The organism is Rhodanobacter soli (assembly GCF_040548735.1).
In the GTDB taxonomy this organism is placed as follows: Bacteria; Pseudomonadota; Gammaproteobacteria; order Xanthomonadales; family Rhodanobacteraceae; genus Rhodanobacter; species Rhodanobacter soli_A.
Genome location: NZ_JBEPSD010000003.1, coordinates 381,372 through 406,073, shown reverse-complemented (window position 1 = coordinate 406,073; position 24,702 = coordinate 381,372). Strand labels below are relative to the sequence as shown.

The following is a 24,702-nucleotide window of genomic DNA, read 5'->3' as shown; positions in this document are numbered from 1 at the left end:
CTCCCCATGGTGCCCCGCTGTGTATTCTCCGGCGGGGTTTTTTTTCATGATCCGCGCATCCGCAGCGGCGGCGGCGCGACAGCGAAGACAGGACGCCGAGGAGCCATGACATGAACGATCCCCGCATCCGCCGCATCGTGATCGTCGGTGGCGGCACCGCCGGCTGGATGGCAGCAGCGCTGCTCGCGAAGGCTCTCGGAGCGGGTGTTGCCATACGCCTGGTCGAATCGGCCGAGATCGGCACCGTCGGCGTGGGCGAGGCCACCATCCCGCAGATCCGCCACATCAACCGCTTCCTCGGCATCGACGAGGACGACATGCTGCGTGCCGTCCACGGCACTTACAAACTGGGCGTGCAGCTCAACGGCTTCGGCCGCCTCGGCGATTCCTATCTGCACGCCTTCGGCGACCTCGGCCTGCCGCTGGGCCTGACGCCGTTCCACCACTACTGGTTGAGAAGCCGCAGCCGGGCGGACGCGCCGGACCTGTGGGCGTATTCGCTCAACGCCGCGGCCGCGGCCGAGAACCGCTTCGCGCCGCTGGAATCCGTACCGGGCAGCCCGATCGGCGGCATCCGCTACGCCTACCATTTCGACGCCTCGCGCTACGCCCAATACCTGCGCGAACATATCGCGCCGGGCGCGGTGCAGCGCATCGAAGGCAAGGTGGTGGACGTGCGCCTGCGCGCCGGCGACGGCTTCATCGAATCGCTGCAGCTGGACAACGGCGAGATCGTCGAGGGCGACTTCTTCATCGACTGCTCCGGCTTCCGCGGCCTGCTGATCGAGGGCGCGCTGAACACCGGCTACGAGAACTGGCAGCACTGGCTGCCCTGCGACCGTGCGCTGGCCGTGGCCAGCGCCCCGGGCGGCCCGATGCGCCCATATACCCAGGCCAGCGCGCGCACGGCCGGCTGGCAGTGGCGCATCCCGCTGCGCCACCGCGTGGGCAACGGCCACGTGTACTGCAGCCGCTTCATCAGCGACGACGAAGCCGCCGCGCAACTCCTGGCGAACCTGGAGACCGAAGCGCTGGGCGACCCGCGTCCGCTGCGCTTCGTCACTGGCATGCGCAATCAGGCGTGGAACCGCAACTGCCTCGCACTGGGCCTGGCTGCCGGCTTCATGGAGCCGCTGGAGTCGACCAGCATCCACCTGGTGCAGTCCGGCATCAACCGCCTGCTGGCGATGTTCCCCGACCGCCACTGCGAGCAGCAGCTGGTGGACGAGTACAACCGCCAGACCCGCTTCGAGTACGAGCGCGTGCGCGATTTCCTGATCCTGCACTACAAGGCCACCGAGCGCACCGACACGCCGTTCTGGCAGCAGTGCGGCGCGATGGATATCCCGCCGGCGCTGGCGCACCGCATCGAACTGTTCCGCCGCACCGGCATGATCTTCCGCGAAGCCGACGAGCTGTTCACCGAGAGCGGCTGGGTGCAGGTACTGCTGGGCCAGCGCATCGAGCCGGATCGCCATCACCCGCTGGCCGACGCGCTGACCGCGGAGCAGCTGGACGGCTTCCTCGCCGACATCCGCACCCTGGTCGGCCGCGCGAAGAACACGCTGCCGCCGCACCACGAATTCGTGGCGCGTGCGGCCGGCAGCCTAGCCGCATGAGCACCGCCGCATTCCACCGTGACCGGGGACCGACCATGATCCGCTGCATCGCTTCATCCCTGCTCTTCGCCCTGCTCGCACTGGGCAGCTCCGCGCCGGCCGCGGCCGCGCCGGCCGTTCCTGCTGCATCGGCGCCCTCCGGTGTGTGGTACGAGATCTTCGTGCGCAGCTGGTACGACACCGACGGCGACGGCACCGGCGACCTCAACGGCGTCACCGCGAAGCTCGACTACCTCAAGTCGCTCGGCGTCGGCGGCATCTGGCTGATGCCGATCAATCCGTCGCCCAGCTACCACGGCTACGACGTCACCGACTATTACGCCATCAACCCGCAGTACGGCACGATGGCCGACTTCGAACGCCTGCTGCGCGAGGCGCACAAGCGCCACATCAAGGTGATCATCGACCTGGTGATCAACCACACCAGCGACCAGCACCCCTGGTTCGAAGCCGCCCGCGATCCCGCCGATCCGCATCACGACTGGTACAGCTGGGCCGGCCCGCACACCGACCTGCACGCCGCGGACGCCGCCGGTTCGCAGGCCTGGCATGCACTCGGCACGGCGCATTACCTGGGCGACTTCTCCGCCAACATGCCGGACCTCGACTACGACACGCCGGCGGTGCGCAAGGAAATGGTCAAGCTCGGCCAGTACTGGCTGAAGAAGGGCGTGGACGGCTTCCGTCTCGACGCCGCGCAGCACATCTACTACGACTTCAAGGCGGATGCCGACAATCCGCTCACGCTCAAGAAGAACCTCGCCTGGTGGTCCGAATTCCGCCAGGGCCTGAATACGGTCAACCCCGCGGCCTATGTGGTCGGCGAGGTGACCCGCGACTCCGCCGACGAACTGGCGCCGTACTTCAAGCCGCTCGATGCGGTGTTCGACTTCCCGCTGGCGGTGCAGCTGATCGACAGCGCGAAGCACGAACGCGCCGGCAATCTCGGCGCACTGCTCGCGCACACCGACTCCGCCTACCGCAAGGTCGCCGGCAAATCCGGCGTGGACGCGCCGTTCCTGTCCAACCACGACCAGGAACGCGTGATGAGCCAGCTCGACGGCAACCCGCAGCACATGCGCATGGCCGCCGCGATGCTGCTCACCCTGCCCGGCCAGCCGTTCGTCTACTACGGCGAGGAACTGGGCATGCGCGGAAAGAAGCCCGACCCGGACCTGCGCGAGCCGATGCGCTGGCACCGCGATCCGCACGGCACGGGCGAGACACGCTGGAAAACGTTCAGTGCCGGCGACGGCTCCGACGTCTCGGTGGAGGCCGAGCAGCAGGCCGGCGATTCGCTGCTGCACTACTACGCCATGCTGATCGGCTGGCGCCGGGAGATCAGCGCGCTGCGCGACGGCACGCTCACCGCGCCCGCGCTGGCCAACCCGCACATCGCCGCCTGGCAGCTCGACGATGCCGGCAGCCACGTGCTGGTGCTGCACAATCTGTCCGGCCAACCGCAACAGGTGCCGCTGGGCGACACCCGTTTCCGCCACTTGCTGCGACACAGCCGCGCCGGCACCGCACTGCGGCGCGACCACCTGACCTTGCCTCCCTATGCCAGCGCCATCCTGGACTGAACCCGCGACCCGCGAGGAGCCCGCCATGACCATCCCCCCCACCCGCACCGCAAAACCCGGCCCGACCCTGGCCGCCTGGCTGTGGCTTGGCCTCGCCCTGGCTCCGGCGGGCGGCATCGCTGCGGCCGTCCCCGCGCAGACTGCACAGGCATCCCCCATGGCCCAACTTGCCAACCACGCCATCACGATCGACTTCGGTGCCGACCGGCTGGATGTCCACTTCATCGCGCCCGGCATCGTGCGCGTGCATTTCGAACCCGGCCGCCATACCGGCATGCCCACGCTGGTGCTCGACCCCGCCGCCGCACCGACGCGCTTCGCGCAGGTACGCGGCGCGAAGGACGCCGATGGCGCGAGCCTCGCTTCCGCCGCTGCCTCGGTCCACTGGGATCGCCAGCATCGCCAGCTGCGCATCGACGACGCACGGCAACGCACGCTGCTGCGCATCGACGTCGACGCCCTGCGCCACGGCCGGCTGCAGGCGCAGCACGCCGGCGACGACGCGCTGTACGGCATCGGCGGCTACAACGCCACCGAGGATGCTTCCGCCGGCATGCTGCGCAGCGGCAAGCAGGTGGCCAGCGCCGGCGAGCAAGGCCATGCCGGCGCACCGTTCGTGTGGAGCAGCGCCGGCTACGGCGTGCTGCTGGACAGCGACGGCGCCACGTTCACGCTGCAACCCGGCATGATCGGCGCTGACAGCCCACGCAAGGATACGGACGTCTATATCCTGCTCGGCACGCCGACGCAGCTGTTCGGCGCGCTGGCGCAGCTCAGCGGCCGCACGCCGCTGTTCCCGAAGTGGGCGATGGGCTTCACCAACAGCCAGTGGGGCATCGATCAGAAGGAATTGCTGCAGATCGTCGACACCTACCGCGCCAAGCACATCCCGATCGACAACATCACGCTGGACTTCGACTGGAAGGCCTGGGGCGATGACAACTACGGCGAGTTCCGCTGGAACCCGACCAAGTTCCCCGACGGTCCCAGCGGCGCCTTGAAGAAGCAGATGGACGCCCGCGGGATCAAGCTGACCGGCATCATGAAACCGCGCATCCACGTCGACACGGTGGAGGGACGCTATGCCAGCGCGCACGATTTCTGGGTGCCGGGCGAAGCAGTCAGCGACGATTATTTTTCGCACAAGCCGGTGAAGAACATCGACTTCGACCTGGCCGCCGCGCGCCGCTGGTTCGGCGACCTGGCGATCAAGTACGGCTACGACGACGGCATCGTGGGCTGGTGGAACGACGAGGCGGACACCACCGGCAGCGATACCGAGTTCATGAACATGCAGCGCGCGCTGTACGACAGCCAGCGCGGCGTCTCGAACCAGCGTGTGTGGTCGATCAACCGCAACTTCTGGCTTGGCTCGCAGCGCTACGCCTATGGCCTGTGGTCCGGCGACATCCCCACCGGCTTCGCCAGCATGGCCGGCCAGCGCGCGCGCATGCTCAGCGCGATCAACGTGGGCGCGATGCAGTGGGGCATGGACGGCGGCGGTTTCAAGGACGGCACGCCGACGCCGGAGAACTACGCGCGATGGATCCAGTTCGGCGCGTTCACGCCGATCTTCCGCGTGCACGGCGAGCTCGGCCAGAAGCGCCAACCGTGGGTGTACGGCCCGGTCGCGGAGAAGGCCGCGACCGCTGCGATCCGCCTTCGCTACGCGCTGATTCCCTACATCTACAGCTACGAGCATGCACGCCGCGCCACCGGCGTCGGCCTGGTGCGTCCGCTGCTGTTCGACTGGCCCGAGGATCCGAACGTGCGCAACGACGTCGATTCGTGGCTGTTCGGCGACTGGCTGCTGGCCTCACCGGTGGTCGTGCAGGGCCAGACCGCGAAGGACATCTACCTGCCCGCCGGGCGCTGGACCGACTGGTTCAGCGGCAAGGTCTACGAGGGCGGCCGCAGCATCCGCCTGGCGATCGACAGCAAGACGTGGAGCGACATCCCGCTGTTCGTCCGCGACGGCGCGATCATCCCGACCCGTCCCCCCGAGGACTACGTGGGCGAGCAGCCGCTGGTCCAGCTCGACGTCGACGTGTTCCCCGCCGCACGGCGCAGCACATTCGACTACTACGACGACGACGGCAGCAGCTACGACTACGAGCACGGCGCGTACTTCCTGCAGCCGCTGTCGGCGCAACGCCGCGGCAACGCGATCGAGCTGGAACTCGGCGCCGCCAGCGGCAGCTTCAAGCCGGCACTGCGTTTCTACCTGCTGAAGATCCACGGCGCTGCGGCCGCCAGCGTCGGCCAGCTGAAAGCCTTTGCCGATCCCGCCGCCCTGCAGCGCAGCGGCGGCGAAGGCTGGGCCCGCGGCCACGACCGCTACGGCGACGTCACCTACGTACGGGTGGCCGCAGCGCGTGCCGCGCAGATCACGATCGCCATGTAGGACCGGCCGGCGGCCCAAGGTTTCCTGAAAGCGCAAGAACCCCGGCGTGCCCATGCGGGCACGCCGGATCCACCCACCTGCGGAGGGATGTTCGATGGGCAATCAAGGCAACGCGAGACATGGCTCGAAATCCACCCTGGCGTGCGCGCTCGCTGCGGCGCTGGCGCTCTATGCATTACCGTCCCTCCACGAACAGGCGCGGGCCGCCAGCAACGACAACAACGTGGAATGGAGCGGCCTGTTCCACGACCAGGGCCCGCTCTACGACAACCACGTCGAGCCGACTTCCGCCCAGGCGGTCACGCTGACCCTGCGCACCTTCAAGGGCGACATCAGCAGCGCCAACATCAAGTACTACGACAGCGCGGACGGCGCGTTCCACTGGGTGGCGATGAGCTGGTCGGCGAACGACCCCACCGGCAACTTCGACTACTGGAAGGGCACCGTGCCGGCCAGCGCCTCGAAGAAGTACTACCGCTTCCAGATCAACGACGGCAGCGCCACCGCCTGGCTCAACGCCGCAGGCACCACTTCCGCCGAACCGTCCTCCGGCGACTTCTTCATCCTGCCCGGATTCACCACGCCGGCGTGGATGAAGAACGGCGTGATGTACCAGATTTTCCCGGACCGTTTCTACAACGGCAGCACCGCCAACGACGTGAGCAACGGCCAGTACACGTATGCGGGCTGTGCCACCGAGAAGCATGCCTGGGGGACGAGCGTGGTGGCCAACGTCAGCGGCTGCAACACCGCCGTATTCTTCGGCGGCGACCTGGCCGGCATCGACCAGAAGCTGGGCTACATCAAGAACACCGTGGGCGCCGACATCATCTATCTCAACCCGGTCTTCCTCTCGCCGAGCAACCACAAGTACGACACCGAGGACTACATGACGGTGGACCCGGCGTTCGGCAGCAACAGCACGCTGCAGACGCTGAGCGCCGACATCCACAGCACCAGCAACGGACCGAAGGGTTACCTGGTGCTCGACGGCGTGTTCAACCACACCGGAGACACCCACAAGTGGTTCGACCGCTACAACTGGTGGACCAGCATCACCGGCGCCTACGAGTCGCAGTCCAGTCCGACCTACGGCTACTACACCTTCCAGAGCTGGCCCAACACCTATTCGGCCTTCTTCGGCTTCTCCAGCATGCCCAAGCTGGACTACGGCGCCAGCGGCTCGGCGGTACGCAACGCGATCTACGGCAGCGCCAGCTCGGTGGTGAAGACCTACCTGGCGTCGCCCTATTCGATCGACGGCTGGCGCCTCGACGCGGCGCAGTACCTCGACGCCGGCGGCGGCAACGGCAGCGATACCGCCAACCACCAGATCATGGCCGAGCTGCGCAGCGCGGTGAAATCGGTCAACGCCAACGCGGATATCCTCGGCGAGTTCTGGGGCAACGCCGGCCCGTGGACCAGCGGCGGCGACCAGTGGGACGGCGCGATGAACTACGACGGCTTCACCCAGCCGGTGTCGGAGTGGATCACCGGTCAGGACTACGGCGGCAACGCGGCGAGCATCCCGGTCTCGCAGTTCGACAGCTGGCTGCACGGCACCCGCGCGAACTACCCGACCAACGTGCAGCAGGCGATGAGCAACTTCCTCAGCAGCCACGACATCACCCGCTTCGGCAACCGCGCCGGCGGCGACATCTGGAAGACCTACCTCGCGCTGTTCTTCCAGATGACCTACGTCGGCACGCCCACGATCTACTACGGCGACGAGTACGGCATGCAGGGAGGCGCCGACCCGGACAACCGGCGAACCTTCGACTGGACCATCGGCAGCATCACCAACAGCGCGGTGGCGCTGACCCAGAAGCTGACCACCATCCGCAACGCCTACCCGGCGCTGCGCACCGGCTCGTTCATGACCCTGCTCACCGACGACGCCAACAAGCTGTATGCCTATGGCCGCTTCGACGCCACCAACCGCATCGCGGTGGCGCTGAACAACGACAGCGTGTCGCACACCGTCACCGTGCCGGTGTGGCAGCTGAGCATGACCAACGGCAGCACGGTCACCGAGCTGATCTCGGGCACGCACTACACCGTGCAGAACGGCCAGGTCAGCGTGGCGGTGAACGGCCACTATGGGGCGATCCTGGCGCAGTAGACCGGATTCATGGCGACGGGCGGATTCGCTCCGCCGCCGCGAGACCGCTTTCGATCCCGCGGAATCCGGCTGCGGATGGCTGGACGCGGGTCCCCGACGTGTAGGAAACTCCATCGGGATGTAAACGTTTACATCCCGATGGTTGCAGGCCTCGCCCGGCCGGTTTCCGGGCCGTCGAACAGGATCCCGCCATGACTTTTTCCGGACAGTTGCGAAGCCTGGCCCTGGCGGTTTGCACCGCCGCCCTGCTGTTCACCAGTACGGTCAGCGCCGCGCCGCCGGCAACCACCACCCGCCTGCATATCGACGCCAGCGCGCAGGGCACGCCCTTCCCGCATTTCTGGGAGCAGATGCTCGGCTCCGGCCGCGCGTCGCTGGCGCTGCGCGACGACTACCGCAAGGATCTGGACGCCGTGCACCAGGCCACCGGCGTCGGCTACATCCGCTTCCACGGCATCCTCGACCACGACGTGGGCCTGGTGCAGCGCGACGCGCAGGGGAAGATTTCCTACAACTTCTCCTACGTCGACCAGATCTACGACGGCCTGCTCGAGCACGGCTTCAAGCCGTTCGTCGAGCTCGGCTTCATGCCGCCGGAGCTGACCTCCGACCCGGCCGCGTTGCAGGCATTCTGGTACCGCCCGAACGTTGCGCCGCCGGAGGACTACGCCGAATGGGACGCGATGATCGGCGCGCTGGCACGACACCTGGTCGAGCGCTACGGCATCGACGAGGTGGCCAGCTGGTACTTCGAGGTGTGGAACGAGCCGAACATCGGCTTCTGGGTCGGCAAGCCGGCGCAAGCCAGCTACTTCACCCTGTACGACCACACCGTGCGCGCGCTCAAGGCGGTGAATCCGCGCATCCGCGTGGGCGGTCCGTCCACGGCGCAGGCCGCGTGGGCCACCGATTTCCTCGCGCACACGCACAAGAACAACGTGCCGGTCGATTTCGTCAGCACGCATGTCTACGGCGACGACACCGCCGACAACGTGTTCCACACCAGCGAAAAAATTCCACGCGCCGACATGGTCTGCCGTGCGGTGGACAAGGTGCACAAGGAAATCGCCGCCTCGCCCTACCCGCACATGCCGCTGATCTTCAGCGAATACAACGCCAGCTACGCCAACCTGCCCAACGTCACCGACACCGTGTTCATGGGCCCGTGGATCGCCAACACCATCCGCCTGTGCGCCGGCAAGGTCGAGGCGATGAGCTACTGGTCGTTCTCCGACGTGTTCGAGGAACAGGGCGTCGTGCGCAACCCGTTCTACGGCGGCTTCGGCCTGATCGCCGCCAACCGCATTCCCAAGCCCGCGTTCAACGCATTCGCCATGCTGCACAAGCTGGGCGACAAGCGCCTCGCGGTGAATTCCGACTCCGCCCTGGCCACCCGCCGCGACGACGGCAGCGTGGTCATCGCGCTATGGAACTACGCCCCGCCCATCGGCAACACCGCCAGCTACACGCCAGGCGAACCCGCCGGCACGCCGAAGCACTTCAGCATCGACGTACGACACCTGCCTGCCGGCGCCCACGCCACCGTGTGGCGGCTGGACGAAAGCCACGGCAACGCCATCGCAGCGTTCGACCGCATGGGCCGTCCCGACTCCCCCAGCCGCGCGCAGATCATGCAACTGCGCGAAGCCGGCAAGCTGGCCGCGCCGGCATCGTCGAGCGTGCGCGACGGCCGGTTCGAGATCACCGTGCCGGTGCAGGGGTTGGTCGTGGTGGAGTTGCGTTGAGTCGGGCCCGCCGGCTCAACGCGAAACCCACGCTAACGGCTTGTCACATCCTCGCCTTCGCGGTGTCGAAGATTTTCCTCGCTTTCGCCGGCGCGTCGTCCACACCCGAAAATACGATCTGCACAAAGTCCTCGCCGCTGCGAATCCACAGTGACGTTCCGACGGATACCGCCTGGTCGCCGATGCCCGCGTAAGGGTCGTCTGCGCCCGGTTTGCCGTGGCCCATCGCGCCCGCCGCCCTCATCGCCGTCTCGGCTTCACCCCATTCGACCGAGAACTCGACGTAGGGGCTGGCCCCATCGGCCGGCTTGTAGATGCATTCGGTCTTGCCGGACGATTTGTGGCTTGGCTCGGCACCGACCACGGCGCTGCCTAGAATCGCGGACATTTCCTGCGGGGTGACCAGATCGCATGCCCGGGCATCTTCCCTGGGTGGTTTTCCCGGGACCGACACGGATGGTGGCGATACAGCAACCGCCGCCGGTGTCGCCTCGGCGGGACGTTTCGAACAGCCATCGAGGGCCGGGAGCGTCAGCAGCACGCCAGCGAAAACGAGACGGGTCAATTGCATGGGAGGCTCCAGTAGGATCGCGCCAAGACCGGGTCAGGGTGAGTTTCCGGCACTGCGGCGGGGCTGCCACCCGATCAGCCATCCGCCCCGACAAGCCTGTCCATCTTCCGCTGCACTTGCTCGCGGCACAATTGCTCGACCAGGGCACGGTGGTCCGGGAGGTCGTTCAACGCATGGCCGGCCATCTGCCGGATCATCGCGAACTCGCGCTGCGCCGCCTCCATCTGCGGGTAGGCGCTGCGCATCGGTTCGAGGTCGGTGCGGAACTCCATGCCGTACAGCACGTATTGCCAGCTGGCCGGCATGAACATCTCCAGGTCGGTGACGAAGTCCAGCCGGTGCGGCGGGCGATGGCGCCATAGCGCAAGTCTGTCCTGCAGGGTCTGCGGGATGCCGGCCGGGTCGGTGTTGTCGATCCAGAACGCGCTGTCACGGCGCTGCGTGAGGCAGTAGTGCATCTTGATGAAATCGATGACGCGCTCGTAGCGCGCCACCATCATGTCGTTGAAGCGACGCGCGGTGCGTTCCATGTCGTCGACGTCGCCCGGCAACAGATGGGTGATCAGGTAGGCGGCCAGTTCGACCAGGGCAATGCCGGTGGATTCCAGCGGTTCGACGAAGCCGCCGGCCAACCCCACCGCCACGCAGTTGCGACGCCAGTGTTCCGGTCGATAGCCGGTCTCGAACTTGATATGCAGTGCTTCCAGTCCCGCCGCCTGCTCGCCAACGTAGTTGCGAATGACTTCTTCCGCGCGGTTCGCATCGCTATGCCGCGACGAATAGACGTAACCGATGCCGCGCCGTTTCTGCAGGCCGATGTCCCAGATCCAGCCGGCTTCCTGCGCGGTGGCGCGGGTGAACGGCAGGATCGGCGCGTCTGGGCGTGGATACGGCACCTGCAACGCCACCGCGCGGTCGGCGAACAGCACGTCGCGCCGGCTGTGGAACGGCGACTGCATCGCTCCGCCGATCAGGGCGCCGCGCAGGCCGGTGCAATCCACGTAGAGGTCGGCGCTCAGTTCGCCGATTTCTCTGGTGACGATGCGCGCGATCGCGCCTGATCCGTCCAGTTCGGCCCGTTCCACCGTGGCCAGGTGACGCCTGACGCCCAGGCTCTGGCCATGCTCGGCCAGCACGGCGGCGAAGCAGGCCGCATCGAAGTGATAGGCGTGATTCATCGGTCCCTGGTAATCGGGATCGGTGGCGCGCTTCGGCGCCCGGCCGTGATCGATCAGGCGTTGCTGCATGGTCACCGCCTCGGCGAAGGCCATGCCGCCGGGGGCGCCGCCGAGCAGCCAGTACGGCAACAGCTCCGGGCTGCCGCTGCGCTGGCTAGGCAGGCTGAACGGGTGGAAGAAACGGTCCGGCCCCGGTTCGCCGGGCGGGCGCACCCAGTTCACGTACTGGATGCCCTGCTTGTAGGTTGCGCTGGCACCGACCAGGAAGCGGCGCTCGTCCAGGCCGATCGCGGCCAGCGTGCCGCGGATCGACGGAAACGTGGCCTCGCCCACGCCGAGCAAGCCGATGTTCGGCGATTCGACCAGTTCGACCCGGATGCTTTCCGGCGCCGCGGTATTCAACGCCTTGGCCAGATAACAGGCCGTCAGCCAGCCGGCAGTACCGCCGCCCACGACCAGAATCCTCTGAATGCGCGCCATGCCACTCCCCTCCCCGCTTGTTGCTGCGCAACAAGCCAATTGTCGAATTTCGCAGTAGGATCGCCCTCGATGACAGCGCTGTCATTTAATTTGACAGCGCTGTCATGCAAAGATTACCGCATGTCCACGACCACTGCATGTCCACGACAATTTGGGGAGAGGGTGAAATGAAATTACGCTACTCGGCTTTGTACGTCGCCATGACCGCCATATTTGCCTCGGGCGCCGTCTACGCTGCGGCACAGGACCCTGCCCCGAAAGACACGGCGGCCAGCAGGAAGGTGAAGGATCTGGACAGCGTCCAGGTCACCGCGACCAAACGCGAGACTCCGCTGCAGAAGACTCCGGTCGCGATCAGCGCGATCAGCGCCGACACGCTCGACAAGGAGCGGGTGATGACGGTGCAGGACATCACCAAGCTGGTGCCGGGCTTCCAGGCCACGTCGCAAGGCGATCATGGCGTGGTCACCCTGACCATGCGCGGCATCGGCAACGACAGCGCCAAGACCGAGTATGCCGATCCGGAAGTGGCGATGTTCATCGACGGTGTGTATTCGCCGCGCCCGGAAGCGGCCGCCGGCCTGCTGCTGGACATCGAAAGCGTGGAAGTATTGCGCGGTCCGCAGGGCACGCTGTGGGGGCGCAACTCCACCGCCGGCGTGGTCAATTTCCAGACCGGCAAGCCGGACACCAGCGGCTTCTATGGCAATGCACAGATCGAGGCCGGCAACTACAGCCACGTCGGCACCCGCGCCACGGTGAATCTGCCGATCAGCAGCACCTTCGCGATGCGCGTGGCGATGGCGCAGGAGCAGCATGACGGCTACGTGGATTTCCAGAACCCGTCGCAGCAACTGCCCAGCGTGGCGCAACAGCAGGCGGCCTACCTGGCCAGCGGCGGCACGCTCGCCACATTCCAGCCGATCAACGCCAGCAACTACGTGACCGGCGGCGACAAGTACAACGCGCAGGACCAGTCGGCGGCGCGCGTCAGCGCAATGTGGCAGCCGAGCGACGCGTTCACCTGGAACCTGTCCTACGAATACTTCCGCGACCGCGGCACGCCCGGCATGAGCCTGATGCAGCAACCGCGCGCAGGCCAGGATTTCTGGTCGGCCCTGATCGACACCGCGCCCTACCTGAAGCGCGACTCGCACACGGTGCGCAGCCGCATGGACTTCAACATCAACGACGCGATGACGCTGAGCTACGTCGCCGGCTTCAACCGCTTCTCCGGCAAGAGCAACTTCGACCAGGACAACGGCGTCCAGGTGCCGACCAGCTTCACCACCGGCGCGTCCTACCAGGCCGACCGCACCAACTTCTCCAACTACAAGAACTACAGCCACGAACTGGACCTGAAGTCGGCCGGCGACAACGCGGTGGACTGGATCCTCGGCGCCTACTACGCGGCGGAGGACAACAACATCCGCTTCGACATCCCGATCCTCAACGGCACCGCGCAGGGCACCGTGGCCTGGCAGGGTTCGTTCATCCAGCCGAAGGAGACCGTGGAAACCACCGCCTTCTTCGGCCAGGCCACCTGGCACATCACCGACGGCCTGCGCCTGACCGGCGGCGCGCGCTGGTCCAACGACGTCAAGAAGAACGAGGGTGGCCGCGGCTGGGGCTGGGCCTACGACCCGACGGTGCCGCAGGTGCCGATCTCGCCGGACGTCGAACCGGGCAACGTGGGCTTCAACGTCTCCACCGTCAACGATGCGAAGTACGACAAGAGCAAGGTCACCTGGCTGGCCAGGCTGGATACCGACATGGGCCAGCACGGCCTGCTGTATGCCAGCGTATCCACCGGCTACAAGTCCGGCGGCACCCAGGACGCCGGCACGCTGTACGAACCGGAGACGCTGACCAACTACGAAGTCGGCTCGAAGTTCAGCTTCCTCGACGGCCACCTGACGTGGAACAGCGCGATCTACTACGAGCAGTTCAAGAACTTCCAGTTGGCCGCGCCGATCACCTACCCCGACGGCAACCGCGGGCTGGGCTTCTCCAACGTCAAGGGCACCACCAAGGTGATGGGCTTCGAATCGGAGCTGGCGCTGTCCAGCGAGAACGACCGCCTCAACCTGGTGTTCTCGGCGATCCCGAAGAAGGAACTGGGCACGCTCAAGTATGCCGGCAGCAACGACTACCAGGGCCTGCCCGCCTGCGACCCGGCGTCCGGCATCAGCGCCTGCATCGACGTCAGCGGCAACGACCTGCCGCATGCGCCGAACGCCTCGCTCACCGCGATCTACGAGCACGACTTCCGCCTGGCCAACGGCGGCCGGCTAACTCCGCGCATCTCCGCGCAGTACCAGAGCTCGCAATGGCTGAGCACGTTCAACCTGGGCGACGGCGACAAGCAGAAGGCGTACGGCCGCGGCGACATCTCGCTGCGCTACAACGAGCCGCAGGACCGCTGGTGGATCGGCGCCTACGTGCAGAACGTCAGCGACAGCAAGGTGCGCACCAGTGCCGGCCGTTTCGCCCTGCCCGACGGCAGCTTCGCCTACACCTCGCAATACCTGCCGCCGCGCACTTACGGCGTCAACGTCGGCGTGTGGTTCTAGGTTTCACCCTTCCCCCCTGGCGACCGATCCTCCCCTGTCGCCACTGGATGCCCCGGCAACGGGGCATCCTTTTTTTTGCGGGACATGGCGCAGGCGGTAATCCCGAACGCACAGTCGGACCGGAGATCCGTCCGTCCCAGCACAGGTCAGCCGGACCCCGCGCCGGCACGCGAGGCGGTGTCGGGCAAAGGCGATGGCATTCATCGGTCGATCCCGGCCGCGCAGCGTCCGGGTCGGAGCCACCGTATGGCGGGTGGCCTAGTGCGCGCGGCAGTCCAGCGTCCGGTCCGCCACCGTGCCCAGCGAGACGTCGGTGACGGCGATGCGTTCGCCCGGGCCGCTGGTCCATTCGAACGGCCGGTCCAGCTTGCTCATGTCGGCGCCGGCGTCGCGGAAACATTTCAACGGCACGCCCACGCGCAGCCACTGCCCGCGCGGCAGTGCAGCCAACTGCTTGCCGATCGGCACCGCGGCGCCGCAACCGCTGCCGCAGGCGACGCCGACCGTGGCGCCTTGCGCCGATACCGCGTCGATACGCAGGGTGGTCACCAGCATCACGTCGCCATTGGTCTCGCGCTCCACGTCCAGCGGCGCCGGCGCCACCAGCGCGGCGCGCGCGGTGCCGCGGCCCGACCAGTCCAGGCTGCGCGCGTCCTCCTGAGCCTTGTAGTCGAGCGCGACGATGCGCAGGCTGCCATCCGCCGTCGCGGCGGGCGTGGCGGTGACGTTGGCGGCCGCGCCGTTGGCGCCGGTCAGGCGCAGCGTGAAACCCTGCGCCGGCTTGCCATGGGTGAAGTAGACGCCGGCCCGCGCGCTGCTCAGTTCGATCCCGGCATCCTCGGACAGCGGGCCGGTGTCGCCGCGATCGGCATAGGTCAGGCCGAAGCCGTAGGGAAACTGCGGCTGCTCGCCGCGCGCGGCCGCGGCGACCGGAATCTGCACCGCCGTGCGCGGCCACGCGTACGCCAGCTTGCCGTGGAAGTCATGCGCGACGCGGCCGTCGCGCGTGCGCAGCAACACGTCGGCGATGCCCTCGCCTTCGCTGCCGGGCAGCCACGCCACCACGAACGCATCCGATGCATTGATCTCGCGGTTCATCCATAGCGGCCGGCCGGTGAGGAACACCGCCACCACCGGCACGCCCTGCGCGTGCAGGCGACGCAGCAGGTCGAGGTCGTGATCGTTGCCGGGCCGGTACGCCAGGTTCGGCAGGTCGCCCTGGAATTCGGCATAAGGGTCTTCGCCGAACACCACGATGGCGACGTCGGGTTTCTGCTTGTAGCTGCCGTCGACCGACAGCTCCGCGGTGCCGCCGGCCGCCTTCACCTGCGCCTGGATACCGGCAAAGATCGAGGTCGCGCCCGGGAAATTCGCATTGGTCAGGCCGGTGCCCTGCCAGGTCAGCGTCCAGCCGCCGTTCTGCTTGGAGATGTTGTCGGCGCCGTCGCCGGCGACCAGTACGTGCTTGCGCGGATCGATCGGCAGCACGCCGTCGTTCTTCAGCAACACCAGCGACTCGCGCACGGCCCGGCGCGCCAGCGCGCGATGCGCGGGACTGCCGACCACCTGCGCCGACTTGATCACCAAGGGGTTGGCCGACGGCAGTCCGGCCTCGAACATGCCCAGGCGCAGCTTCACGCGCAGGATGCGGCTCACCGCGTCGTCGACGCGGGCCATCGGGATCACCCCGGACTTCACCTCGGCCAGGGTGTTCTTGTACAGGCCCTTCCAGGAATCGGGCGCCTCCAGCATGTCCAGCCCGGCGTTGTACGCCACCGGGCAATCCTCGTTGGTGCAGCCGGGCACCTGGCCGTGCGCGTTCCAGTCGCCCAGCACGATGCCGCCGAAGTCCATGCGGCCCTTCAGCACGTCGGTGATCAGCGCCTTGTTGCCGGCCATCTTCACCCCGTTCCAGCTGGAGAACGAGACCATCACCACCTGTACGCCGGCCTCGATCGCCGGCGGATAACCGGCCGCGTGCACGTCGCGCAGCACCGCTTCGCTGACTTCGGCGTCGCCCTGGTCCTTGCCGTCGCGGGTGCCGCCATCGCCGACGAAATGCTTGGCCGTGGCGATCACGTGGTCGGCATCCAGGTAGTGCGGCGTACCGAGCCTGCCTTCCAGGCCCTCGACCACGGCGCTGGCGTATTGCGCCACCAGCGCCGGGTTCTGCGAATAGCCCTCGTAGGCACGCCCCCAGCGGCCATCCTGCGGCACCGTGAGGGTGGGTGCGAAGGTCCAGTTGATGCCGCTGGCGCGCAGTTCCCGCGCGGTGACGTCGCCGATCGCGTGGATCAACTGCGGATCGCGGGTGGCGCCCAGGCCCACGTTCTGCGGGAACAAGGTGCTGCCGACCAGGTTGTTGTGGCCATGCACCGCGTCGATGCCGAACAGCACCGGGATCGCCAGGCGCCCGCCCGAGGTATCCATCGACGCGCGGTAGAACGCATCGGAAAGTTTCTGCCACTGCGCGGCCGTGCCGTATTGCTGGCCGTCCGGCCCGGAATTGCCGCCGGCCAGGATCGAGCCGAGACGATACGTGCGCACGTCATCCGGGGTCACGTACTTGATGTCGGCCTGGATCATCTGGCCGACCTTGTCCTCCACCGACATCTTCGCCAGCAGCGCCCTGACCCTGGCCTCGAGCGCGGGATCCGGCGGCAGCGGCCAGCGGCCCTGCGGCCACGATGCGGGGTGGACCGTGGCGGCGGTGTCCGCGGCCAGCACGAAATGAATGGGCATGATCAGCGCGCCAGCGAGGGATGCGGTCAGGAAAATGCGACGCAGGAACAGGGGCGATGGGGACGACAAGGGCACAGCATGGCTCCAGGCTGGCGCACCGGCGGCACGCGTCGAAACCGCATACTGACAGGAATGACAGCGCTGTCAATTTGCTGCGCAACATGGCCGCGATCCGCGGGTGGCCGTTGTAGGGCGGGCACTGCCCGCCGGCTCTCCGATGCGCCTCGGCAAGAGCAGCGGACATTGCCCGCCCTACGACGCGAGGCATCGCGCACGACCGAAGGAGGTCCCACGTGGAGGGGGCGCTCTTGCAGGAACTCAGGGAGCGCGGGCGGTGGAGCCGCGGATCTGCAGGGCGAACGGCACCTGCACCAGTTCACCGGGCCCGCGGCCGCGCAGCACGCCCAGCAGTTGCTGGGCGGCGATCCGGCCCATCTCGCGGCTGGGTTGCTGGATGGTGGTGAGCGCGGGCCACAGCTGGCGCGCCAACGGGGTGTCGTCGAAGCCGCAGACGGAAAGGTCGTGCGGCACCTTCAGCCCATACTCGCCGGCCGCCCACATCACGCCGGTGGCCATGTCGTCGTTGGCGGCGAACACGGCGGTGGGTCGCTGCTGCAGCGCGAACAGTTCGCGCGCGGCGGTGACGCCGGAGCCGAACGTAAACGCGCCCTGCACCACCAGTGCCGGGTCCTCGGGCAGGCCCGCGGCAGCCATCGCCTCGCGATAGCCGGCCAGGCGCCAGCGGCTGGCGCCGTGGTCGGCGATGCCGACGACATGGGCGATGCGCCGATGGCCCAGCGCCAGCAGGTGCTCCACGATCGCCCGCGCGGCCGCCTGCTCGTCCATGCTCACGCCGATGCCGCCGCCGCTTTGCGGCGACACGCTGGCATACGGCACGTCGCGTTCGCGCAGGCGTTTCAGCAGCGGCGCGTAGTCGGTGATCGGCGGCGTCAGCACCACGCCGTCGGGGTGGTGGTCTGAAATCAGCGCGTCGAGGCGGCGGATGAAGTCGTCGCTGCGCATGCGCAGCGGGCGCACCATCATGCTGTAGCGATGCGCATCGCAGGCCTCGAGCACGCCGTCCTGGATCTCGGCGAGGTAGGTCGAGGCGGGGTTGTCGTTGTTGTCGTACAGCATCGCCACCAGGAACGAGCGGTTCCCGGCCAGGCTGCGCGCCGACGGATGCGGGCGGTAATCCATCGCCTCCATAGCGGCGCGCACGCGCTTGCGCGTGGCATCGCTTACGTTGGCCTCGTCGTTGAGCACACGGGACACCGTCTTGGGCGATACGCTCGCTGCGCGCGCCACATCTTCGAGGCGTACCCGCATGGAATCTCCCGCTGTCGTTGCTGGTGTCGATCGACTATGCCGCCATCGCCCTGCGCTTTACAAGAACCGACCCGGCGCGGAAGGCGCGGCGAACGGCGCCGCGCGCCGCCGACCGCCATGAATACGTATGCAACCACTGGTTGCTGCATTGCGACGCTACCTACCATGCAGGGCTCATCCCCACGCCGGCCGGTGGCCGATGTTGCGACCGCAACATGCGGGACATGCCGCACCGTGACATAACAGCTGCCGGAGGGCTCACGTCGATGACCAGCACGATCCGCATCCCGCTTCACTGGACCCGCCCATGCTGAGCCTGCTGCTGACCGCGGCGATGGCCGCCAGCGCGGGCGCACCGGCCTGGCACGACGGGCTGGACTGGCATGGCGTGCACGTCGCCATCAGCCGCGACGCACAGCACAACTACACGCTGGCGTGGCCATACGGCGAGCGCGTGATCGCCGCGCAGCCACTGCGCACCGAGACCGCCAGCGCGTTGTTCGACGGTCTGTTCGCGATGGCGCAGGACGACCTGGCGCTGGATTCGGTCAGCGCGATCCGCGACGGCGCGTTCGACCACGGCCAGCCGATTCCCTGCCAGTGCTTCGTGACCGGCCTGAAGTGGCCGTACGTATGGACGCGCGACCTGTCCTACGCGATCGACCTGGGCCTGTGGCGTTTCGACCCGGCGCGCTCGCTCAACGGGTTGAAGTTCAAGCTGTCCGACGTGCGCGTTCCGTCCGCGCCGCAGGGCCTGTACCCGATGCAGGACACCGGCTCCGGCGGCAGCTGGCCGATCAGCACCGATCGCGTGGTTTGGTTCCTCGGCGCGCGCCACCTGCTCGGGGACAAGGCCTTTGCCGGCGACGTCGACAAGGCGCTTGGCGCCACGCTGGCGCAGGATCGCCAATACGCGTTCGACGCCACGTTCGGCCTGTACCGCGGCGAGACCTCGTTCCTCGACTGGCGCGAGCAGAGCTACCCCGCGTGGACAGCGGACGAGGTGACCTTCATCGCGCAGTCCTACGCGCTGTCCACCAACGTGCTGCACTACCAGGCGCTGCAACTGGCCGCCACGCTGGCCGACGGGCGGCACGACGCGAAGACGGCGGCCGGCTACCGCAGCCAGGCCGCCGCGCTGAAGAGCGCGATCAACGCGCATTTCTGGCGCGCCGACCGCGGCATGTACATGAGCTACATCGGCGGCGACGGCACGCCCTACGACACCTACGATCTGCTCGGCATTGCGCTGGCGATCGACAGCGGCGTGGCCGACGGCGAACGCGCGCGGCAGGCGCTGGCGAACTATCCGACCTGGCCCGCGGGCAGCCCGGTGATCTGGCCCGAGCGTTCCGACCAGCCGATCTACCACAACCGCGCTATCTGGCCGTTCGTCAGCGCGTACGCGTTACGCGCCGCACGCATGACGGAACAGCCCGCGCGCATCGCGCACGAGATCGAATCGGTGATGCGCGGCGCGGCACTGTACGGTTCCAACATGGAAAACTACGAGCTGCTCACCCAGGGCCAGCACGTGGACGAAGGCAAGCTCAGCGGCCCGGTGGTGAATTCCCCGCGACAGCTGTGGTCGGTGGCAGCCTATTTCGCGGTGGTCACCGAAGGCGTGTTCGGTCTCGGCGAAGACGGCCGGGTGGAACCGAAGCTGCCCACCTCGCTGGTGCCGATGCTGTTCGGCCAGCGCCGCGCGATCACGCTCGACCTGCGCGACCGGCAGATCACCTTGCAACTGCCCGAAAAGATCGCCGGCAACCTGCTCGTCGCCGACCACACCGCCACACGCGGCACGGCCACCACGGTTACGCTCAAGGCGATACAGGTGCCGGACGCGCCGCTGCGCACCGATGCGCCGCTGTACGCACCCATCGCGCCTGCCGCGCCGCTGCTGCGTGCCGATGGCGACGGCTGGAAGATCACGACGGACGGCAAGGTGCGGCTCTACCTCAACGGCCGCGTCCACGGCAGCGTCGACGGTGACGGCCATCTCGCGCGGCAACCCGGCCTCGCCTGCCTCAGCGCCACGCGTGTGGATGCGCACGGCCTGGAGTCGCTGCACAGTCCTGCCACCTGCGTGGGCGAGGTGGCGAAGGTCGCCGGAAACTGGCCACGCTCGTGGACTGCATCGGCCGGCGGCAGCTATCGCGTCGCGCTCGACTACGCGAACGACCACGGCCCGATCAATACCGGCATCACCGCTGCGGTGAAGATGCTGGTGATCCGCTGCGCGGGCAGCGACGAGCAGCGTCTGCCGATCGTGATGCCGCACAGCGTGCGCACGCAGCCATCCACCTGGGGCCGCTTCGACGCCAGGGCGGGCGCCACCTGCCGGTTCACGCTCGAGGACGGCTTCAATATGAGCTACCTCGGCCACTTCGCCCACTACACCGGCGGCAGCGGCGGCAGCGACGGCGCCTTGAACCAGGCCGACGTGCACGCCCTGCTGATCGCCCCGCTCGCCACCGGCCACGCCACCCCATGAAGGACGGCACCCTCTTGAACAACAAACCGGCGCTGTCGTTCTGGCAGATATGGAACATGTGCTTCGGCTTTCTCGGCCTGCAGTTCGGCTTCGCGTTGCAGAACGCGAACGTCAGCCGGATCTTCCAGACCCTGGGCGCCGACGTGAACGACATCCCGGCCCTGTGGATCGCCGCGCCGCTGACCGGGCTGATCGTGCAGCCGATCATCGGCCACTTCTCCGACCGCACCTGGAACCGGCTGGGCCGGCGCCGGCCGTACTTCCTGATCGGCGCGGTATTCGCGTCGCTGGCCCTGCTGTGGATGCCGAACGCGCCGGTGCTGTGGATGGCCGCCGGCCTGCTGTGGATCCTGGACGCCTCGATCAACGTGTCGATGGAGCCGTTCCGCGCCTTCGTCGGCGACCAGTTGCCCACGCAGCAGCGCCCGAGCGGCTACGCGATGCAGAGCTTCTTCATCGGCGTGGGCGCGGTGGTGGCGTCGGCGCTACCGTGGATCCTGGCGCAATTCGGCGTGGCCAACGTGGCCGCGGACGGCGGCATCCCCGACACGGTGAAGTACGCGTTCTACGCCGGCGGCGCGGTGCTGCTGGGCGCCGTGCTGTGGACGATCCTGCGCACGCGCGAGTACCCGCCCGCCCAGCTGCAGTCGTTCACCGACAACGTGGCCGCGCAGCCGGCGGTGGATGCGTCGCGCGCCTGGAAACTCGGCCTGCTGCTGCTGGCGGCCGGCGTGCTGGTGCTGTTCGCGATCCGCCACTTCGCGCTGGAGAAGGAGTTGTACCTGCTCGCCGGCGGCCTGATCGTGTTCGGCCTGCTGTTTGCCTGGCTCACCTTCACCCGCAGCCGCGGCATGCTGCGCGAGGTGATGGGCGACCTGTACAGCATGCCCGGGCCGATGCGCCGGCTGGCCTGGGTGCAGCTGTTCTCGTGGTTCGCGCTGTTCGCGATGTGGATCTACACCACGCCGGGCGTGACGCAGACCATCTACGGCACCACCGACGTCGGTTCGGCCCTCTACAACGAGGGCGCCAACTGGGTCGGCGTGCTGTTCGCCGCGTACAACGGTTTCGCCGCGCTGGCGGCGGTGGTGATCCCGCTGATGGTGCGCCGCTGGGGCCTGCGCATCAGCCACCTGCTGAACCTGGGGCTGGGCGGCGCAGGACTGCTGTCGTTCCTGGTCATCCGCGACCCGCAGTGGCTGCTGGCCTCGATGGTCGGCGTGGGCTTCGCCTGGGCGTCGATCCTGTCGCTGCCGTACGCCTTGCTGTCGGACAACCTGCCGGCAGCGAAAATGGGCGTCTATATGGGCATCTTCAATTTCTTCATCGTGATCCCGCAGCTGCTCGCCGCCAGCGTGCTCGGCCTGCTGCTGCGGCTGTGCTTCCACAACCAGCCGATCTGGGCGCTGGCGCTGGGCGGCGCCTGCCTGCTGGTCGCCGGCCTGTTCACCCTGCGCGTGCGCGAGCCGGTCTACGCGCCGCCCGCCGCTCTCGCTACCGGAACCCCGACATGATCAAAAGGACCACCCTGCTGGCCGGCGCGCTGACGCTGGCCTGCGGCTGCGCGCAGGCCGCCACGCCGGAATTCGTCGGCACCGATGCGCCGTTCGCATCGAACGCGATCTACTTCGTGATGACCGACCGCTTCGTCAACGGCGATCCGTCGAACGACCAGCGCGACCAGGGCGGCGCCCACCCCACCTTCGACATCCCGGTGGCCGGCGCGCCGAAGGGCGAGAGCGCGAACATCGGCTACCTCGGTGGCGACTTCAAGGGCGTGCTGGACAACGCCGGCTACATCCGCGGCATGGGCTTCGGCGCCGTGTGGATCACCCCGATCGTGGACAACCCGAACGAGGCGTTCACCGGCGGCGACCCGGTGAGCTGGGGCTCGAAGTTCACCGACCGCGGCAAGACCGGCTTCCACGGCTACTGGGGCGTCAACTTCTACAAGCTCGACGAACACCTGCCCAGCAAGGGCCTCGACTTCGCGCAGTTCACCGCGAAGATGCGCGCGCACGGCCTGAGGACCGTGCTCGACATCGTCGCCAACCACGGCTCACCCGCCTTCACGATGCCCAAGGCGCAGCCGATGTTCGGCCAGATCTACGACCGGGACGGCAAGCTGATCGCCGACGAACAGAACCTGCCGCCCTACCGGCTCGACCCCGCGCGCAACCCGCTGCACCGCTTCTACCACGCCTACGACGACCTGGTGCAGCTGTCCAACAATGACGACCAGAACCCGGCCGTGCTGGACTACTTCGTCGGTGCGTACAATCAGTGGGCCGACCAGGGTGCCGACGCATTCCGCATCGACACCATCAGCCACATGTCCACCGCGTTCTGGAAACAGTTCGCCGCGCGCATCCGCGCGAAGCACCCCGGCTTCTTCATGTTCGGCGAAGCGTTCGACTACAGCCCCGATAACATCGGCCAGTACACCTGGCCTTCGAGCGGCAGCATCAGCGTGCTCGACTTCCCGCTGCGCGGCCGCATCGCCGACGTGTTCGAACACCCCGGCAGCGACTACGCGAAACTGCTCGACCGCCTGTACCTCACCAATGGCCCATACCAGAACCCGTACGAGCTGGTCACCTTCTACGACAACCACGACATGGCACGCCTGAACGCCAGCGACAACGGCTTCATCGACGCCAACAACTGGCTGTTCACCGCCCGCGGCATTCCCGCGATCTACTACGGTTCGGAAACCGGCTTCGAACGTGGCAAGGCCGAACACCAGGGCAACCGCAACTACTATGGCCAGCAGCGCATCGACGCCGCATCGAAAAGCCCGATCTACCGCCAGCTCAAACGCATCGTCCAACTGCGCGAGAACACCCCCGCCCTGCAACGCGGCCTGATGCTGCCACTGCGCTTCGCCGGCAACCAGGCTGCGTTCTACCGCGTGTACCAGAAAGGCGACACCCACCAGATCGCGCTGGTCCTTCTCAACAAGGGCGACGCCGCCGCGCAGTTTGACATCAGCGACTACCTGCAGGCCGGCCACTGGCAACCGGCGCTCGGCGGCACCGCGATCGATGTGCCCGAAGGCGGCCACCTGCGCACCAGCGTCCCGGCGCACGACGTGCAGGTCTATCTGCTGGATGCCGCAGCGAAGCGCGCGGACCTGGTGGCTGAGCTGACGCGACTGATGCAGGAGCGGGGGCATCCGGAGCGCTGATCCACCCAATTCAACGCAGAATCGAGGTTCGGGATCGGGCTTTCACGGCCTTAACTCAACTGTCCGCGAAAACGAGGTAGAACCCATCATTGCCGCTGATACCAATTTAAGACCTTGCGTTCCAGGCGATGAGGCCTCTCTTGCTCTCGTAGGCCAAGCCACGTTCCTGGAGACCTTTGCCGGCATCCTTGCTGGTACGGACATAGTCGCCCATTGCGCACAGGCTCATACCGCCGAGATCTATCGTGAGTGGTTGACGGATCCAAGGTACGCCTTGTGGCTGGTCGAGAGTAACCCTGGCAACGCGCCTGTCGGATTCATGGTTGTCGCGCCGCCACAACTGCCTCTACCGGACACAGCAGGAGACCTGGAGCTAAAGCGAATCTACTTGCTAGGCAAGTTTCAGGGCGGTGGTATCGGCAAGCGACTGGTTACAACTGCAGTGGCACACTCCATTGCCGCCGGCGCCAGGCGCCTGCTGCTCGGCGTTTACGCGCGCAACCAATCCGCCATTGCCTTCTATGAGCGCGCCGGCTTTAGCAAGCTCGGGACTCGCAAGTTCAACGTTGGTGGCAAAGACTATGATGACAACATCATGGGGATGCCGCTCAACACGTAACAATTTATCCAGGGTGGACGGCTTCGTTGCCGCTTAACTACAGCGTTGGCCCC

14 protein-coding genes are annotated in these 24,702 nt (G+C 67.3%); 10 read left to right on the top strand and 4 right to left on the bottom strand.

All coding sequences use genetic code 11. The features are described from left to right. The first annotated feature begins 110 nt into the window (after positions 1-110). The 5 genes from ABIE04_RS15840 to ABIE04_RS15820 all read left to right on the top strand — a co-directional run bounded on the left by ABIE04_RS15840 (position 111) and on the right by ABIE04_RS15820 (position 9,473). On the top strand, positions 111-1,619 hold the full coding sequence (locus ABIE04_RS15840) for a tryptophan halogenase family protein (RefSeq protein WP_354552365.1): 1,509 nt from the start codon (positions 111-113) through the stop codon (positions 1,617-1,619). 35 nt (positions 1,620-1,654) lie between these two features. Continuing rightward, the gene (locus tag ABIE04_RS15835) at positions 1,655-3,202 is read left to right on the top strand and encodes an alpha-amylase family glycosyl hydrolase (RefSeq protein WP_354552363.1); all 1,548 of its coding nucleotides are present in this window, start codon (positions 1,655-1,657) and stop codon (positions 3,200-3,202) included. A gap of 25 nt (positions 3,203-3,227) precedes the next feature. Further along, entirely contained in the window at positions 3,228-5,606 is a 2,379-nt protein-coding gene (locus tag ABIE04_RS15830) for a TIM-barrel domain-containing protein (RefSeq protein ID WP_354552360.1), read from the top strand. A gap of 94 nt (positions 5,607-5,700) precedes the next feature. After that, positions 5,701-7,728 (top strand): glycoside hydrolase family 13 protein, encoded by a 2,028-nt coding sequence (locus ABIE04_RS15825; RefSeq protein ID WP_354552358.1) that lies wholly within the window; start codon positions 5,701-5,703, stop codon positions 7,726-7,728. 191 nt (positions 7,729-7,919) lie between these two features. Next, entirely contained in the window at positions 7,920-9,473 is a 1,554-nt protein-coding gene (locus ABIE04_RS15820) for a GH39 family glycosyl hydrolase (RefSeq protein ID WP_354552356.1), read from the top strand. 43 nt (positions 9,474-9,516) lie between these two features. Here ABIE04_RS15820 and ABIE04_RS15815 read toward each other — a convergent pair whose 3' ends face one another. Next, positions 9,517-10,044 (bottom strand): hypothetical protein, encoded by a 528-nt coding sequence (locus tag ABIE04_RS15815; protein ID WP_354552354.1) that lies wholly within the window; start codon positions 10,042-10,044, stop codon positions 9,517-9,519. Positions 10,045-10,118: 74 nt separating this feature from the next. Next, on the bottom strand, positions 10,119-11,702 hold the full coding sequence (locus tag ABIE04_RS15810) for a tryptophan halogenase family protein (protein ID WP_354552352.1): 1,584 nt from the start codon (positions 11,700-11,702) through the stop codon (positions 10,119-10,121). Positions 11,703-11,869: 167 nt separating this feature from the next. Here ABIE04_RS15810 and ABIE04_RS15805 point away from each other — a divergent pair, with 167 nt between their 5' ends. Further along, the gene (locus tag ABIE04_RS15805; protein ID WP_354552350.1) at positions 11,870-14,275 is read left to right on the top strand and encodes a TonB-dependent receptor; all 2,406 of its coding nucleotides are present in this window, start codon (positions 11,870-11,872) and stop codon (positions 14,273-14,275) included. Between the two features lie 258 nt (positions 14,276-14,533). Here ABIE04_RS15805 and ABIE04_RS15800 read toward each other — a convergent pair whose 3' ends face one another. Beyond that, positions 14,534-17,017 (bottom strand): glycoside hydrolase family 3 protein, encoded by a 2,484-nt coding sequence (locus tag ABIE04_RS15800; protein ID WP_354552348.1) that lies wholly within the window; start codon positions 17,015-17,017, stop codon positions 14,534-14,536. Positions 17,018-17,335: 318 nt separating this feature from the next. Next, positions 17,336-18,346 (bottom strand): LacI family DNA-binding transcriptional regulator, encoded by a 1,011-nt coding sequence (locus tag ABIE04_RS15795; RefSeq protein WP_354552345.1) that lies wholly within the window; start codon positions 18,344-18,346, stop codon positions 17,336-17,338. A 307-nt stretch (positions 18,347-18,653) separates the two neighbouring features. Here ABIE04_RS15795 and ABIE04_RS15790 point away from each other — a divergent pair, with 307 nt between their 5' ends. From ABIE04_RS15790 to ABIE04_RS15775, 4 genes are read left to right on the top strand one after another with little or no spacing between them, the layout of a single operon-like run. Further along, positions 18,654-20,843: a Six-hairpin glycosidase-like protein gene (locus ABIE04_RS15790; protein WP_354552343.1), complete on the top strand. Its 2,190-nt coding sequence runs from the start codon at positions 18,654-18,656 to the stop codon at positions 20,841-20,843. Further along, positions 20,840-22,357: an MFS transporter gene (locus ABIE04_RS15785; protein ID WP_354552341.1), complete on the top strand. Its 1,518-nt coding sequence runs from the start codon at positions 20,840-20,842 to the stop codon at positions 22,355-22,357. The genes ABIE04_RS15790 and ABIE04_RS15785 overlap by 4 nt, the downstream gene beginning before the upstream one ends. Beyond that, a complete protein-coding gene (locus tag ABIE04_RS15780; RefSeq protein ID WP_354552339.1) occupies positions 22,354-24,030 on the top strand; it encodes an alpha-amylase family glycosyl hydrolase in 1,677 nt (558 codons plus the stop codon). The genes ABIE04_RS15785 and ABIE04_RS15780 overlap by 4 nt, the downstream gene beginning before the upstream one ends. Continuing rightward, entirely contained in the window at positions 24,017-24,649 is a 633-nt protein-coding gene (locus tag ABIE04_RS15775; RefSeq protein WP_354552776.1) for a GNAT family N-acetyltransferase, read from the top strand. Before ABIE04_RS15780 ends, ABIE04_RS15775 begins: the two co-directional genes overlap by 14 nt. The last annotated feature ends 53 nt before the right edge of the window (positions 24,650-24,702 follow it).